Here is a 16,582-nt window from a genome sequence, read left to right on the forward strand (position 1 = left end):
TTACCAAACACGGAATCTCAGGAAAAACTGGCCGTTGACCGCGCGTATGGGATATTGTGATGAGGCCGAAATGTTACTAAGCGGTGCTAAAATATTAATTCCTGTCTGAAACCGACCGATTTTATATGCAAGCCCTGCCTTAAAATAAAAAACATTTGCATTCAGAAGCTTATTGATATCCTTCGAGTCCCTTAATGAAACAAATTGCCCTTCCAACGGTTTGTCGTTCCGGTTAAACATCTGAACACGCATCAATGCGCCTGACGTGTGACCGTAAACGACACCAGCTCCTACCAAAAAGTGGTTAACAAATTCATAATGATACTGCAGAGAGACATTTAATCCGATTGTTTTGACCAGATCCGTATTGCGATACCAGTGAGACGAATCCACGCCTGGAATGGTGTCCGTTGCCTGAGCCAGCCGTTTATTGTTGCCGAAATAGGGTTGGCGTGCCTGAAAAGTGAGCATCAACTGGTGCCTGTCACGGAAAGATTTCGAAATCCAAATGCCCGGAATAAGTAAAGTCGCGGGCTTTTTGACACTGTCTATGCTGTTAAACAGAAAATCAGTTTTTGTAAATGGTGTATTGACATTCCATTCCAATCCAACATGAAATGCATTATCCCCTGTTTCTTCGGGCGCATTTTTCAAATCACTAACATTGCTTTTCGACTTTGCTTTGATCTTTCCGGATAAATTGTATTGAGAAATATTTGGTCTGAATGGCATTGGCAAAAGTAGCGATAGCACTGCGTCCTCGTTACGTTTACTATTCTCCGTAACGCCGTGAATGATGTCCGGCCTATTTCCAGAGTCGCCGTCCGGTGTTTGCTTGCCTGTAAATGTTTGCGCGGTTTTCAGCTTTTGCTTATTCGTAGCTGTTTCTGTATCCCTATATTTCGCTTCGCTTTCCGACGCTATTCTTTGCAGGGATGATTTTTTAGTTGAAGATCCATCCTTACCTGAAAGTGCGCCTTTTCCTGAATATGCTTCCTTATTTGACAACGCCTTGCTGTCTGAACGCGCCGATTTATTTACATGAGATCCCGTGCTTTCAATTGTTCCTTTTGCCGCGTGATCGGTTGGGTTTGCCCTTTCCTTGCTTGCAATCGGTTCCTGAATACTCCCTTGTGTCTTATAACTATGATTGTTTTTTAAACTTGCCCTTGACAAATCACCCTCTTTATTTAAAAACAAAACGACTCCAACAACAGTTACCCCAAGCAATGTTAAGCCTGAAATTAATTGTAGTGTGCTGTTTGAAATAATTTTGAATAAGCTGCCCGGTTTTCCTGCAGGCACTTGCGGGGTTAACATATCGTTCATTTTCCCCCAGGCGTCATCAGCCGGGATTTCCGGATCAGGTAACTTTCCGGAGAAAAATTTGTCGATATTTTTGTTTTTGTTTTTCACATTAAAAGATCTTTTCAAAAATTACTTTCAGCTTCTTCCGGCCCTCGCTCAAATGCCATTTCACCGTTCCGTCTGAAATATCCAATGATTCGCCAATTTCCTTTACGCTAAAACCATCCATATAAAACAACCCGAAAACGCGACGTGTCGCAACGGGTAACGCAGATAAGTAAACGATGATGTCAGCAGCTTCAAGCCGGTCGAACGGATTTTCGTCAGACTCGAAGCCCTGTCGATCATCTATTTCCTCATAGTCAAAGTGCTGCGTTTTGCTATCCCGAAGCTGTGTGAGCGCCGCATTGCGGACGGTGGTGTAAAGCCAGTTGAAAAACGCTCCTTTTTGCTCATCAAACTGATCTATGTTTTTAAAAACCTTTAACATTCCATTGTTAACAGCGGTCAGGATCTCATGTTTGTCATCAAAAAATTTCCGGCATAACGCAAAAAGCACAGGATAAAACTGGCGATACAGCTTCTCCTGGGCCTGACGCTCCTGACGCCTGCAACCCGTCAATATTTCGTCTAATGGATCCAATCCGGAATGTTAACAACCGTCAGGACCACTGGATCCGGACGGCTGGGAATCAATAATTGCTTACTAAACTATAATGATTTTTTTGTAAAAATTACTCCGCTGTCATAGGGCCAGCTGATCTCATAACCCGCTCCCGATTTTTTAAGCGTGCCCTGAAAGTTCTTTCCACCAGCACTCACGTAAAGTTGATACGTGGAATCGGGGCTGATGTTGTTTCTATCGAGAAAGATCGTCGCTTCGGATGGTGCTGTTCCCGCTTCACAAGGAAAGCCGCCCAGCACCTCGTTGAATCTGACATCGATCTTCCCAAAATTGTTCATGGCGTTATACGAAATTTGATTATTCCGACAATTGTAGTGCTTTTTGGTTACTACTTTTAGTCGAAGATAAGCCAGCGAGTCCTGCAAAATGGCAGGTGTGATCAGGAACTCCTCACCTGCTTTAAAGGCTTGCCTGCTCGATGTGTCCACATAGTTCAAGCTATCGCCTCCGCCTGTTAAAGTATCGGGACGGAAAATACTATCCCCCGGAATGCTGTCACCCGGGATCGAATCAGCGCTTTGTCTCAGGAAACTTGGTGCCGGATCGTTAAGCTTACTTCGCTCGCACGCAGCGAGTTGGATTAGTCCAAGGAAAATGACGAAAATGATGAACTTCTCTGTTTTCATGACATTGTAGTTTAATATGAATGACAAGTGCCGGCAACCTGCCAATAAAATAAACTACAAGGGATAGCCCCGAGGTTGGGTAACTGATTAAAAAATTGAACATTCCCCTATTGAATGTGCGGCACAGCCGATGAATGACTGTATTTTATCTATAAATGCGGCAATTTCCCAACTACAACTACTTGAAAATGAGATTATAGTTAGTTTTCCGCGGTTGGTCGGCGTTTTAATCCTTCCGGCAGATTTCGTTTTTTTAGGGAATTGCGCGCCTGTACTATTGTATCACCGGACGCAAGGGCGGCTGGAAAAACAAAACCTTTTTAAAATCAGCAAAAACCATGAAAACGCTTATTTCTTCCCTGGTAATCGCCGCAACAGTTGCAATGTCATCTGCCAGTTTCGCTCAAAACAACCATACCTTCAGTGTTTCCAAAGAGACCAAAGATGTGAACTTCGAAGTAAAATCAATTGTGGAGGGTAAAATTGATGTAACAGTCATGAAAAACAAAGGCGAAAGTCTTTCTATTAAATTAACGGACACAAACGGGAATATACTCGCCACCAAGTCATTGGACAAAAAAGATCCCGCTTCGCGCGTCCGGTTCAACCTGAACGAACTTCCAAACGGCGTTTACCATGTGGTGATTACCGAAGGCACATTCAAAGAAACCAAAGAAGTGATCCTGGATACGCAAAATGTGGACAGCTATCGGACCATTACGATGGGTTAACACGTCGCGGCCTGCCTGTCGGACGCTTAAAACCTGATACTCAGGCCGCCATTAACCAATCCTTTGAAGCCATAACCCAACTCCACGAAACCCCCGACTTCTTTTCCCACCCGCACGCCAATGGGCGAATAATGCAGGGTTGGTGACATATAGGAAGTTTCGGAAAGCCCATCGTATTCATTTGTCCAGGAACCAAAAAAGCCTGCGCCCATGGACGAGTACAAGTTGACCCCTGGCCTTTTCAAGTAAAAGAAATTGGTTTCGGCGGCAATAGCCAATGTCCTGGGACGAGGGCCATTATCGATCCATTTAAAAAAACGGGTTTCATGCGCAGCTGAATTATATGCTCCGCTCGCACCTAATGAAAACCTTTCGGAAAGATGATATTTGTAACTTAATGAAAATGCAAAATCATTCACCTCTTTATCGGGAAGCCGGCCCGATAACGCTAAAAAGAAAACGGTGAAAATTTCGGCAGCGACATCTTCCGTTGGCATGATCCCAAAACCTATATTAAGCTCACTCTTCCCTTTATCCTGCGCAATGCAGGGGATTATGGCGCAGATCATCAATACAATTTGCAAAATGAAAGTTTTCATAGTCAGGATGGTTAGGTGAATGGAAAAGGCAAACCGGACAGCGTTTTTGTCCTGATCAAAGTAACTGGAATGATATTAATTTATATCTTGTCCTGCGACATAGATACACGTTGTTCTACGACAAGATTTGATGAAAACCGCAGGTGAGATTAAACCATTGGACCGGATACTGGAGGCTTCGCAGTTTATGCTGTCAGAAGAAGTGAAGGAGCGTTTTACAAAAAACCTGAAACGGTTTATTATTCCGAAAGGGCGGATTATGGTGGATCTCGGGCAGGTTAGCCCCAATCTTTACTTGATAGAAAAAGGCGTCATGCGCACTTATTATTTGCGCGGTTCAGAAGACATCACATCGCTGCTGGTTTCCGACGGGGACATTGTATGCATTGCGGAGAGCTTTCTGCTGCAACAATTGTCAAATGAGGTGCTCGAAACGCTGGAAGATACCATCGTATATGCAATAGGGTACGACGCTTACCGTAAGCTGGTGGAAGAAGATGCTTATATGGCCGGGTTGGCTGTGAAATTGCTGGAACAGCACCTTATCAATTTCACCGACCGTGTCAAAGTTTTCAAGTATCTGTCTGTTGAACAGCGTATTGAGCATTATGTTAATCAACCATCCTCATTGTTCCGCCGCATTCCCGACCATTACATTGCGACCTATTTGGGCACAACTGCCGCAACTTTCAGCCGGTGTTTGAAGACTATTAACTTTGACAAAAGCCGCAAATAAACTTCTGTTTATTTGCGGCTTTTGCATTTTACACAATTAAAAAAACTCGATTCTTAACCAGCCTGCTCAACAGCTTTTGGCTTGCGGCCACGTGGTTTGCCGGTATAAGCTGGCTTTGGCTCGGAACTGGCCAATGCTAATTCGTAGCCCACAACACCTTCTTCATAATTGAATGGTGTTGCTGTAAATGTATATTTCGTAGTATCATAAGCTACGCCGCCTTGTTTCAAAATAATGGCAAGCGGGATCACATATCCTCTGCCGCTTTTTACCAATTCGAATGAGTCCGTACCGTCCGAAGCAGGAATCAGATATACTGTATTGATCTTTCTTTTTCCCTGGTCCGTTCCGATTTTGAATCGCGTAGATTCCGCTTCAATTCCCAATTCTTCAAGAGCAGCAACCGGAAGTACAATTTTACCTGTTGCAGAAATGTAACCGGATGGTTTAGGCTTTGATTTGGTCACCTCACTTTTTGGAAGATTCTCCTGAGGTGAAAAAAACTTAATTGATTTAGCTTTCATAAAATATGAATTAAAATTAGCAGTTATGTCGGGCGAAATTAATAATTATAATTCCCATAAAAAATTTAGCCCAAATAAACATGATCATTTCGGATGAAAAGACCAATCCAATTAAATAAAAACTGAATTAAACTGCTTTCAACCAGTGATTGTAACCGCATTCTATTTACTTCCTCTTTTTGAATTTGGGAGGTTGTACATAGAACTCAACTGTGGCTGCAAACCCGGAAGTACGTACGGGGACGGCACCTTCTATTAACCTGTTGGAGATGTTTTGCCGATACCCGCCAAATATTTCAACACCCGCATAATTACCAATCTTCCGGTTATACGACATGCCCATATCAATGTCGACACGACGGCAAACCCCGAGTGCATCATCATTGAATTTTTGCAGATAATAAGTCCTGCTCACGGCCTCAGACTTTAAGTAAATGATATCCGAAGGTGATATATTTTTCCTGAAAGCGATCTTCTTGGGAAGCATCATTTCCAGCCCTGAATTATCGGAGAAATTGTAGTTAAAAATAAAAACCGGGAGGACTGTTACCCTGAAACTCTTATTCATCATTACACCCAATCCAACTTCCTTATTCATACTTTTCTTACGCAAAAAAGATGCAGACAATGTAAAGTTAACCGGAATTTCACGCCAATATAATCTTCCAAAATCACCACTTTTATTGACATGCGAAGTAAAAATAAACCAGGAACTGCTATCCAGTTTAACCACGGAATTAAGATCCAGCGCGAACGTACGCAAATTCCAGCCCTCCATGTGGCTTACCGGGTTTTCACCAGTGCTTTTAAATTCAAGTTGCTCGGTGCGATAATTGGGACCCAGCAGCACAGTCACTTTTTTATTGTGGACCAGTGGCACCCAGGCGCGCATGAAATATTCTTCCTGTGTAAATCTTTTGGTATCGGTTCCGTTGAAGCGATATGTTTTGCCGGGGGCATGTGTGTTGCGGATGGTCAGCCATTTGGAAGGCGCCATCCCTTCAAGTCCGGGTTTAAGTGACTGGCACACAGCATGTGCGCTCAACAATGTGAGTATAACGAAAAATGGCCCGGGGCTGCGAAACTGCATATATTACACTTGAAAAGGTCTACTGGTACGCGTATGCACACTCATTTGGTCAATGGAAATCCTGAAATACATTCCACATCCCGGCACTAAATCACTTGTTATGAGCAGGTAACGAAATTGGATTTCCAATAAGTTCCAACGAAAAAAGCGGGCATATATATACGTCGTACTATCAAATTAGGGTCATAAATTTTTTCTCATCAAAGTACACTTCAATAAAGTTTTATTTACATTTGTTCATATAAAATGTAACTGCGCGAATACAGACACATTGTGTGTTCCGCAAATGTGATTACGGCATTTCATTTTTATAGTCTCCGTTCATGAATCTTCGGATTCACCAGCATTAATACTCAGCTCTCTTCAAGTCATCATTTTAACAAATGGACGAAATCCGGCCGTTTCACAATTCCTGTTCGCACATTAAAATCGAGAAAAAATGATCAAGATCTGTACACTACTATTAACACTTTTAATCTGTCCGACTTGTTTTGCACAATGGAGCGCTCAACACGATGTAAATAATTTAATTTGTAGCACACCCTTGTACCAAGGTGCGATCAGTCAGTCGGATCCTGAAATAATCAGCGATGGTGACGGCGGTGCAATCATTGCGTGGATCGACTACCGGGACAGAGGTTCCCATATTTACGCGCAACGGATTGACAAGGATGGAATTATTAAATGGCAAAACAATGGAGTGCCCATTTGTACTGCGCCGATGATGAATGCGAGTTTAAGTGGTTTGCAGCTGGCTGTTGACGGCAGTGGTGGAGCAATCATAACATGGAGCGACGAAAGAAATTACAATGGTCCACCGGCCCACATTCCGACCGGTGACATTTATGCACAACACATTAATGCAACCGGTGAAGTGCAATGGAAGAAAGACGGAGTAGTCATCAGCGATGCGGAAAATACACAATCTTCCCCGTTTATTGTAAGTGACAGTCAAGGGGGTGCTTTTATTACATGGCGAGATGATGATAGAAGCACAAATTATAGTGTTTACGGACAACACATTAACGCTTCTGGAACTGCCTTATGGACCACGAACGGTATACTGATAACTTCCTCGCCTAATTTTCATACTGTACATCCGCTGATGGGCGACGGAAACGGCGGTATCATCGTATCCTGGACTCAGAGAGGAATCAGCGTTCATCAAAACTACGTATTTGCCCAACGTATAAATTCTTCTGGAGCTGCAGTATGGCCAGCAGGTGGTGTCCAGGCTGTGTCTCCCACATTTTACCCAGTACAACCAGATTTTATGAGTGATGGACTTGGAGGGTTTTTCCTGACCTGGTCTAAAACTTTGAACCAGTCCTTTGTTACTCACATTTTTGCACAACATGTTTTAGGTAACGGAACACTTGCAAAGCCAGATGCAATTACTATTTGTAGCGCACCTGTGGGGCACAGGGATCCAGTGCTTGTGAGCGACGATAACGGAGGTGCAATCATCGCCTGGCTGGACGGAAGGTCCGGTGATGGATCTACAAATTACAGTATTTATGCACAGCGTATCAATGCTGCGGGAGATGCGATATGGGCAGTAAATGGAGTGAATGTTTCTTTACGCAAGGGCTATCTTAGTCTTCCAAAAATTGTGCGTGATGGCAAAAGTGGTGCTATTATCATTTATAATGAAGACGACCCGTTTGGCATTCGTGGTGTACACATGCAAAATGTATCCAGTACAGGGCAGCCTTTATGGAATTCACTTCCTATTGCGGAATATAGAAGAAATTTTCAGTCAATGGCTATGATCAGTAACGACGATAACGGAGCAATTGTAACTTGGCTGGATGGACGGAAAAACGCTCCGGGAATATATGCTACCCGAATTTTGGAAAACGGCACCCTTCCAGTTACGCTTGTATCATTTAAAGGAGAAACTGAGAGTGGCCATTCAAAATTGACCTGGGAAACTTCTTCTGAAACAAATAATAAAGGGTTTGAGATTGAAAGAAGTATTGACGGAAGAAATTTCAAAAAGATTGGTTACGTTGAAGGAAATGGCACGACCTCTAATGAAAGTAAATCGTATCGCTTTATAGATTCGGAGCCTTTACGTGGCAAAAATTATTACAGATTAAAGCAGTTGGATTGGGATGGAAAATTTGAACATTCTTCAATTGTATTTATTCAACATCCAATTCAGGAAACGTCAAAACTATATCCTAATCCCGTTTCAAACATACTCTTGGTGAACACGCTGGATTTTAAAGGTGAGATTTCAATTATCGATGTAATGGGCCGTGTTGTAGAGAAAGTTTCTGCAACAACAAACGAAACAAACCTGAATGTAGGTAATCTTTCACCCGGCTTGTATCTCTGCCGATTTGGAAATACAACACAGCAGTTTGTTAAAATAAAATGAGCCGGATAATCGGTGATTATCCAGCTCAGATTCAGTTCGTATGTAAACGACAATTTATTTAATGTCCTCGTATTTTCCCTGATTCAGATCGCCGGTTTCAAAGCCTTTTTTGAACCAATACATTCTTTGTTGTGAGCTTCCGTGCGTAAACGCGTCAGGCACCACGTAACCTTGCGATTCCTTCTGGAGTTTATCGTCACCGATTGCGTTAGCGGCAGTCAATGCAGCTTCCAGATCACCCGGTTCGAGGATATTGCTCATCTGCTGGGCATGGTTTGCCCAAACGCCCGCCAGAAAGTCGGCTTGCAATTCAAGCTTTACGGACAACTTGTTGTATTCTTCCTTACTGATCCTGCCGCGCTGTTCTTGCAACTGGCCTGAAATGCCCATCAAATTTTGCACATGATGCCCCACCTCGTGCGCGACCACATATGCGACGGCAAAATCACCGGGCGCCTTGAACCTGTCGCGCAGTTCATTACAAAAGTCGAGATCAATGTACACCTTCTGATCCGCAGGGCAGTAAAAAGGTCCCATAGCGGAAGACGCGCCTCCGCAAGCACTTTGCGTGGCATCTTCAAATATCTGAAGCTTCGGTTTTTCGTACTGGGCATCATTGGCCGTGTAAATATCTGACCAAACGTCTTCAGTACTGCCTAGGACCGCAGACACGAAATCGGCTGTCTTGTCATCAGGACGCGGACCGGGAGGACGGGTTTGTGCAGGTTGTTGCGTTTCCGTTCCTTGTAAATTGCCCAAAATCTCACCAGGGTCCTGTCCAGTTAACAAGCCGATCGCGAGTACGATGATCATTCCAATGCCACCAATCGCAACTTTACCACCGCCAGACATTCCCCGGCGGTCTTCTACATTTCCACTTCTTCGTAAATCCTGCCAACGCATATTTTCAGATGTTTAGATGTTATCAAGTGAATAAAAACCATGCCAATATACGTCACTGATAATTATTGTATAAGTTTAGCTCACAAAAACAAAACAGCCGACAATGAACCAGGAAATTAACCACCCATTACCCGAAGCTTACACAGCGATTGACAATGCCACAAAAGCATCCGGTTTTACAATGGCCTCGGACATTCAGACTTGCTCACTACTTAAAACACTAGCGGCTGCAAAGCCAGCGGGCAAATTTCTGGAACTGGGAACCGGCACCGGATTATCAACAGCCTGGATACTGGACGGTATGGACAATGCCTCTACATTGGTCTCCATTGATAATGAAGCGGAATTTCTGGCTATCGCCAAGGATCATCTGGGGCAGGATTCCCGGCTTACACTAACATTAACCGACGGTGGCGAATGGGTGGAAAATAATCTTACGGAAAAGTTTGACTACATTTTTGCCGACACCTGGCATGGCAAATACTTAATGCTGGACGAAGTGCTGGAAATGCTAAATAAGGGCGCCTACTACATTATCGACGACATGCTCCCGCAGCCCAACTGGCCCGAAGGTCATGATCTGAAAGCGATAAAACTTATTGAAGATCTGGAAAAAAGAACGGATCTGGTTTTGACGAAACAGGTTTGGGCCACCGGGATTGTGATTGCGGTGAAGGTGTGAATGAAAATCGCCGATTTTACATCTTATCAACAATGTAAAATCGGCGATTTTGTTTGTTAGAATGTTATTTCTTGATAATGTGAAAGGACTTGTCTTTCAGCTTAATCAAATAATTGCCAGGAATTAATGGACTGACATCCATTGTCTTGATCCCGTTTTCGTCAGCCTTTCGAAGCACCTCGTTTCCAGAAACGTCGTAAATGGAGATCTCCGTGTTCAAAGTTTCAGAGTCTATATTCAGTGTGTTAGTCACTGGATTAGGAAAAAGGCCCGTCGGTTTTCCTTCAAATTTAACTGACTTGATTGAGCTGTACGCGAACGTTTTGTCCTTATCAATCATTTTCAGGCGATAGTAATTTGCTCCTGTTTGGGGTTTAAAATCGATAAAGCTATACGAGTTTGCCTTTTTGCTATCGCCGGCAGAATAAACAGATCCGATTTTTTCCCAGGCTTTGGCATCATTGCTACGCTGCAATTCAAAATAATCACTGTTCATTTCGGACGCCGTCTCCCATGTCAAGTCCACTTGCTTTTCATTGGCTTTCGCTTCAAACCTGACTAGCTCAACAGGCAATGTGCTCGGATCCGCAAGAATGGGGGCATCGGCGTAGCGCCACGGACCGTAAACTTGCCCGGTGATCGCTAATACAGGACTAAATCTTACACGCGCTCTGATTTTGTTCAGGAAGTCTGTTTTGTCAACCAAGCTTTTCAATTCCACCTCGGTAGTCAGTAAATCCGTCAAATTTCCCTGTCCCGTTGATTGCGTACTATTTGTAATAGGACTCGCATGCGAAAAGCTTTGACCCTGGCCAATGATTTCCCAAACCACCTTACCCTTATTACGTCCCAAAAAGGACTTTGCATACAACCCAACTCCAAAGTCATCCTTTCCCAGATTGTCTTTGCTTATGCTTGTTGAAAGATCGCTGTTGTAAAGGTTGAGGTTTCCTCTGACGGCACGGTCATTATTTACACTGATGCCATCGCCATTGCCATGATAGATGAATGCCCGCCCTGTTCCTGAAAATTGATTAGCACCAGCAATCACATCCTCAATTCCATCAGCGTTAACATCTCCGGCTGAGGATACTGAATAGCCCATGCCAGAATTTATATGGTTTCCACCAATTATAGCAGCAACAGAAGTGATAACACCATTTTCAGAGCCATGATATACGAGCACCGCACCTTCTTTACCCTGGTCATCCGTATAAGCTGGTGATCCGACAAGAATGTCATTATAACCATCCCCATTAACATCCGCCGAGCCAACAGAAGCACCCATTAATGCATCTGCCTGATTACTTTCGATAATTGTTGGTGTGAGCTTTTGAATCCCTAATGAGGCACCATAATATATCGCAACTGCTCCCTCATTAGCTTCGCCATTGCTGTTATTCTTAAGACCGACAATTACGTCAGAGAAGCCATCGCCGTTGATATCCCCTGCGCCAGCCACATCCCACCCCATTAATGCTTTCGTTTTATTCAAATCCAGAATAGTTCCTGAGTTCCCCAAACCATCTTCGCCTCCATAATAGACAAATGCAGCTCCCTCCTCTTGAGTATTTGCACTACCATTAAATTTAAAAGAACCAATGATGACATCATCATAGCCGTCACCATTAATGTCTCCTGCCGAAGAAACAGCGCTACCAAATTCAGATCCAAATTGACTTCCCAATTGAAAATATGCTACGCCATTTTTGATACCAGTTTTTGATCCATAAGAAGCCATAAAAGCACCAACGTTTGGTTTTAAATAAGTACCATAGGAAGGTACTCCAATCACGATATCGTCAAAGCCGTCTGCATTTAAATCTCCCGCACCACTAACTGACCACCCAACTCGTGCTCCTTGCGTTAGATTATATTGAATGTTCGTTATTGCTACTGACAGACCATTAGGCGAACCATAATATATAAATCCGGCCCCACAATCAGTGACCCCTTTTAAATCATAAAGAGGCGCTCCAATAATCACGTCACCATATCCATCGCTATTCACATCACCAGCAGCCGCAACGGAGTGGCCAAAGTTAGCCAAAGCCTGTCCCATTGATATTATCAACATTGTACTTAGATCTACGCCCATCCCGTCTGATCGGTAAAGAAAGGCGGCACCTTCATCGTTAGCACCATTGTCATAAAAAGGTGCACCCACAATCACATCATCATATCCATCTCCATTCACATCCCCCGCGCCCGAAACAGAATAGCCAAGATCAGCACCTGCTTGATTAGCTATAATCTGCACGCTAAAATTTGTTTCAACACTTGCGGCAGATCCATGGAAGACAAGTGCAATTCCATCGTCATTTGTCACTTGATTGTAAGACGGCGCCCCGACAATAATATCACTAAAACCATCACCATTCACATCACCTGCGCTAGCGACGGAAGTTCCTAGTTCGGCTTCGGCTTGACTGCTGGTCACGAAAGATTTTGCCGGTAAACTTCCCGTTATTGAACCGAAATAAACATGCGCCCAACCTTCTTGCACATTTCCAGCGTTATCCCTACCAGGCTCTCCGACAATCACATCACTAAATCCATCGCCATTTACGTCACCAGCACAAGCGACTGAAGAACCAAAAGCGCCTCCGGCTTGGCCGCCTTCCATGAGCGTTTTTGCCTGATTTTGAATTCCTATTCCTTGCGAAGAGGCAAGATGGATACTTACGGCGCCTTCCTGGTTCTGTCCATTTGCATAATTCGGCGAGCCAATTATTACGTCGCTATATCCGTCCCCATTCAAATCGCCCGCACTACTTACTGAATAACCAAATTTTGAACCTTCTTGCTGCCCAAACAATGTCATTGCAGGACTATGCACGATACCCGAGCTTGCGCCAGAATAAATAAATGCCGCACCCAGGTTAGGCGAAAATAGGTTGTCGTAAAAATATGCTCCGACAATGAGGTCGCTAAAACCATCACCATTAACATCTCCTGCACAAGCTACCGATTGTCCATAATATGAAGATGCCTGATTTGATTCTAATGTATCAGACGGGGTGCTTGAGATTCCTGATTGTGAGCCCATAAAGATGAGAGCAGCACCTTCGTTTTGTTCACCATGAGTGAAACTTGGCGCTCCAACAACAACATCACTAAATCCATCTCCATTAATGTCGCCTGCTCCCGCCACAGATTGTCCAAATGACGCTGTTGCCTGATTTGATTCAATCTTCACCGAAGTTAGGTTTAGACCAAATGCAGAACCGTAATAAATGTACGCTGCGCCTTCTTCCGTTTCACTATTCGAATAACCCCATGAACCTACGATAACATCACTAAATCCGTCTCCATTGACATCCCCGGCACTTGACAATGAACTTCCGAAGTACGCATTGCCAACATTACTGTCTCCTGTGTAAGTGATGCCATTGTTAACCGTTATTCCAATAGATGAGCCCAAATAGACAAAAAATGCTCCTTGATTTGGTTTGTTGGCATCATACAAAGGCGCTCCTACAATCACATCACTATACCCATCACCATTCACATCTCCTGCACTTGCAACAGAACTCCCTGCTTGTGCTCCCAGCTGCTTACCAACCAGCAATGCATTAGCATTGCCCGGATTTCCACTTGAAACAAGCGGATCAATGGTCACAGGATAAGCTGCGGACTTTGTGTTTACAGCTATTTGTACTAAACCATCTTTGTAAGACAGCGTTGCCGGGAGATCTTTTCCGTTTGCGTCCCAGCATTTTAGGCCGTCATAGGTGAGCTTTGGTGCATCGTCATTCTTTTCATTTGCATAAAATTCTAGCTTATTGTTAGGCAGCTGCTTGACAATCAGACCCTCGGCGGCCAATTTTACCGCGAGCTCATCAGTGCCGCCAGGCGCGTTTTGTACAATGAAATTTTGTCTGACGCCTGCTTCGGTGTTGATATATTCTTCTGTAAGGATGCCTTGTCTGAGTTGGATCTTGTTTTCGGTAATAACGGTCGCCGTGTCCTCAGATGAGATTGCCAGCTTCCTGCTGTCTGCATATAAACCGTCCAACTTCAAGGTTAACCGGAAGTCATGACCTGCGGAGTCAACGCGGTTTTTGATCGTAAAAAGCCCCGGCTTGAAATACGCGCGCAAATTTTGCTTTCTATTTGGACTTTGCGGAATGCCGGAAACGGGATCCTTCGTAACATGATACTCCCTCGCTGCAATGCTGCTGTAAATGGTCGCGAGCGTGCTGTCCGGAACATTGCCGTTTTCTGACAATTTCCCTTGTTTCGATTTGCCTGCTGAGCGCTGTGCTTCCAGCAATTTGGGCTTATGCGGTGAATCGGCTGTTCTGAAATGATAATACCGCATTGCACTGCACGCAACCAGCAATACAAAAAAAGTGCTTCCTAAGTATTTTTTTCTCATTCCACTTCATGTTAAAAGTTTGCAAATCTGTTACTCACCGCAGCGCTATTCGCTCAGTTTTGTCACAAATTTCAGATTTGCATTAACCTCTTACCATTTCGTTGAATGAAAGGTAGCATTCACTTTTTTGCCGGTAAATATTGCCTTATCGCACCACTAAAACCTTCTGCTGCATTACCTTATTCCTCCCGGTCAACCGGACGATATAGATCCCCGTTTCTGTCCCCTGGATCGGGATGCTGAATGGGCCGTTTTTGCTAATTTTTTCCGACATGAAGACCTTTCCGGATGTGCTGATAAGCTCCATTTTGGTAAAGGAATCATTGATTACCATGTCGATTATGCCGTTGCTGATAAGTGAAGGCCTTACGAAGTTTGCGGATAATGCATCGGTTGACTTTACGACAACGATTTTTGAGTATTCAAAGCTGTCGTCCTGGTCAATCATTTTCAGTCTGTAATAAAGGTCGCTGGTTAAATCGACAGGATGAGAGAAAGTGTATTGCGAGCCTGAAACAGCGTTTTCACCGCTTACCGTGCCAACCTTTTCAAACTGAACAGCATTAAAACTTTGTTCTACGTCGAAGCCCCTGAAATCTTCTTCACTCGAAGTTGACCAGGACAATTTTACCCCTTCATTTCCTCGCGTTCCGGAAAAATTTACCAATGTCAAAGGCAATTGCGAATCGGATATGATACGATAAATAGTGCTGCCGGTTACCGCATAAATTTCTCCGCTTTGGTCTTCACCTATGTCTGTAATTCCTGTTACCGTGGAGGTTTCATAGCTTTTGACGGATTCATCCGCGGAAATTTTGTGGATGTCCCCTGAAAAGTAATCCGTGCCGATATACCAGCCATACATCAGCGGAGAGCGTGTGCCCCGGTATACCACGCCGCCTACCACGGACCTGCCGCGCGTGCCGTTTGCATATGCATAGGCCGGATCCACATATGGCCCGGCGGCATCGCATCCCGTCCGGTCAATGTCTGGCGTGGGTATATCGCCTTCAAAACACCGCCAACCGAAATTGGCATTGTTCAGCTGTGCAGGAGTCCGGTGGTTGATTTCTTCCCTGGCTCCCTGCCCGACGTCCCCGATCCAGATATCGCCGTTAAGCCTGTCGAAACTCCATCGGAAAGGATTTCTTAACCCTAATGCATATACCGGGTTGTTGTAGGGATTCCCTGCCGGAATCGCATATTTAACAGGGTTCGTATCCGGAACATTCACATCTATACGGAGAATCTTACCCAAAAGCACATCCGGATTTTTGGCATTTTGATTGGGGTCATTGCTGCCGCCTCCATCCCCGATTGACAAATACAAGAAACCATCGCTTCCAAAATGCATTTCTCCCCCATTGTGATTGGTATTAATGGGATGTGGAATTTTAATAACTTCGAAGCCTGTGTTGGGATTTACGGTATTGTTACTGGCGGGGTTAGTGGCCCTGTATCTTGCCACCACAAGATCGCCCAGCAGATTGGAATAATAAGCGTAAAAATATCCGTTTGTTTCAAAATCAGGATGAAAAGCAATGCTCAGTAAACCGTCTTCATTGCCTGTAAGCACAACCTGTCCGTTTTGATTCAAATTAAGAAAAGTGATAGGCGTTCCCAATGCACCGGGCGCAAAAACTTTGATTATACCGCCTCTTTCAGCAACAAAAATCCGATTGGAACCGTCACCCGCATGTACAAGTTGCATGGCAGACGTGAGGCCTGTGATAAATGGTTTTTGCGTATCGATCGCAACCTCGGGTGCCTGGGACATTGCCTGACAGATGCAAAGAAACAAGCATGACGAAGTAAGGGAGATTTTGGAAAGAAATTGAAAGTTGAAGTTTTTCATAAGCCAGATAGATTTTAGTAATATTTCTACAATTGCCTTGCATTAATACTACAATATCTGTGCCTTAATGTAACCA

The 16,582-nt window shown here is 44.1% G+C and carries 13 protein-coding genes; 4 read left to right on the plus strand and 9 right to left on the minus strand.

Annotation, left to right across the window (positions count from 1 at the left end; all coding sequences use genetic code 11):
* From B5X68_RS23520 to B5X68_RS23530, 3 genes are all read right to left on the minus strand, one after another.
* Entirely contained in the window at positions 1–1,434 is a 1,434-nt protein-coding gene (locus B5X68_RS23520) for a hypothetical protein (protein ID WP_082217220.1), read from the minus strand.
* Positions 1,418–1,951, minus strand: coding sequence for an RNA polymerase sigma factor (locus B5X68_RS23525; RefSeq protein ID WP_082217221.1), 534 nt, complete (start codon positions 1,949–1,951; stop codon positions 1,418–1,420). The genes B5X68_RS23520 and B5X68_RS23525 overlap by 17 nt, the downstream gene beginning before the upstream one ends.
* Before the next feature lie 68 nt (positions 1,952–2,019).
* The gene (locus B5X68_RS23530) at positions 2,020–2,619 is read right to left on the minus strand and encodes a hypothetical protein (protein ID WP_082217222.1); all 600 of its coding nucleotides are present in this window, start codon (positions 2,617–2,619) and stop codon (positions 2,020–2,022) included.
* A gap of 338 nt (positions 2,620–2,957) precedes the next feature.
* Between B5X68_RS23530 and B5X68_RS23535 the strand changes: the two genes are divergently transcribed.
* Positions 2,958–3,350: a T9SS type A sorting domain-containing protein gene (locus B5X68_RS23535; protein WP_082217223.1), complete on the plus strand. Its 393-nt coding sequence runs from the start codon at positions 2,958–2,960 to the stop codon at positions 3,348–3,350.
* Positions 3,351–3,376: 26 nt separating this feature from the next.
* On the opposite strand, the gene B5X68_RS23540 is transcribed toward B5X68_RS23535, so the two are convergent.
* Positions 3,377–3,949 carry a hypothetical protein gene (locus B5X68_RS23540; protein ID WP_082217224.1) on the minus strand — a complete coding sequence of 191 codons (573 nt, stop codon included), beginning with the start codon at positions 3,947–3,949 and terminating at the stop codon, positions 3,377–3,379.
* Positions 3,950–4,079: 130 nt separating this feature from the next.
* On the opposite strand from B5X68_RS23540, the gene B5X68_RS23545 reads away from it, so the two are divergent.
* Positions 4,080–4,685, plus strand: a complete 606-nt coding sequence (locus B5X68_RS23545) for a Crp/Fnr family transcriptional regulator (RefSeq protein ID WP_082217225.1) — start codon at positions 4,080–4,082, stop codon at positions 4,683–4,685.
* 53 nt (positions 4,686–4,738) lie between these two features.
* On the opposite strand, the gene B5X68_RS23550 is transcribed toward B5X68_RS23545, so the two are convergent.
* Together B5X68_RS23550 and B5X68_RS23555 are read right to left on the minus strand one after the other, a co-directional pair.
* The gene (locus B5X68_RS23550) at positions 4,739–5,209 is read right to left on the minus strand and encodes a hypothetical protein (RefSeq protein WP_082217226.1); all 471 of its coding nucleotides are present in this window, start codon (positions 5,207–5,209) and stop codon (positions 4,739–4,741) included.
* A 166-nt stretch (positions 5,210–5,375) separates the two neighbouring features.
* A complete protein-coding gene (locus B5X68_RS23555) occupies positions 5,376–6,299 on the minus strand; it encodes a DUF6268 family outer membrane beta-barrel protein (RefSeq protein WP_082217227.1) in 924 nt (307 codons plus the stop codon).
* 439 nt (positions 6,300–6,738) lie between these two features.
* Between B5X68_RS23555 and B5X68_RS23560 the strand changes: the two genes are divergently transcribed.
* Entirely contained in the window at positions 6,739–8,685 is a 1,947-nt protein-coding gene (locus B5X68_RS23560; RefSeq protein ID WP_082217228.1) for a T9SS type A sorting domain-containing protein, read from the plus strand.
* 54 nt (positions 8,686–8,739) lie between these two features.
* Here the strand turns inward: B5X68_RS23560 and ypfJ are convergent, their stop codons facing one another.
* Entirely contained in the window at positions 8,740–9,588 is an 849-nt protein-coding gene (ypfJ, locus tag B5X68_RS23565; protein WP_082217229.1) for a KPN_02809 family neutral zinc metallopeptidase, read from the minus strand.
* Positions 9,589–9,691: 103 nt separating this feature from the next.
* Between ypfJ and B5X68_RS23570 the strand changes: the two genes are divergently transcribed.
* Positions 9,692–10,270, plus strand: coding sequence for an O-methyltransferase (locus tag B5X68_RS23570; RefSeq protein WP_082217230.1), 579 nt, complete (start codon positions 9,692–9,694; stop codon positions 10,268–10,270).
* 64 nt (positions 10,271–10,334) lie between these two features.
* Here the strand turns inward: B5X68_RS23570 and B5X68_RS23575 are convergent, their stop codons facing one another.
* Both B5X68_RS23575 and B5X68_RS23580 read right to left on the minus strand, forming a co-directional pair.
* Entirely contained in the window at positions 10,335–14,651 is a 4,317-nt protein-coding gene (locus B5X68_RS23575; RefSeq protein ID WP_082217231.1) for an FG-GAP-like repeat-containing protein, read from the minus strand.
* Positions 14,652–14,796: 145 nt separating this feature from the next.
* Positions 14,797–16,506 carry a PQQ-dependent sugar dehydrogenase gene (locus B5X68_RS23580; RefSeq protein ID WP_082217232.1) on the minus strand — a complete coding sequence of 570 codons (1,710 nt, stop codon included), beginning with the start codon at positions 16,504–16,506 and terminating at the stop codon, positions 14,797–14,799.
* Positions 16,507–16,582 lie beyond the last annotated feature (76 nt).

Origin of the sequence: Dyadobacter psychrophilus (genome assembly GCF_900167945.1) — a bacterium.
Lineage (GTDB): Bacteria > Bacteroidota > Bacteroidia > Cytophagales > Spirosomataceae > Dyadobacter > Dyadobacter psychrophilus.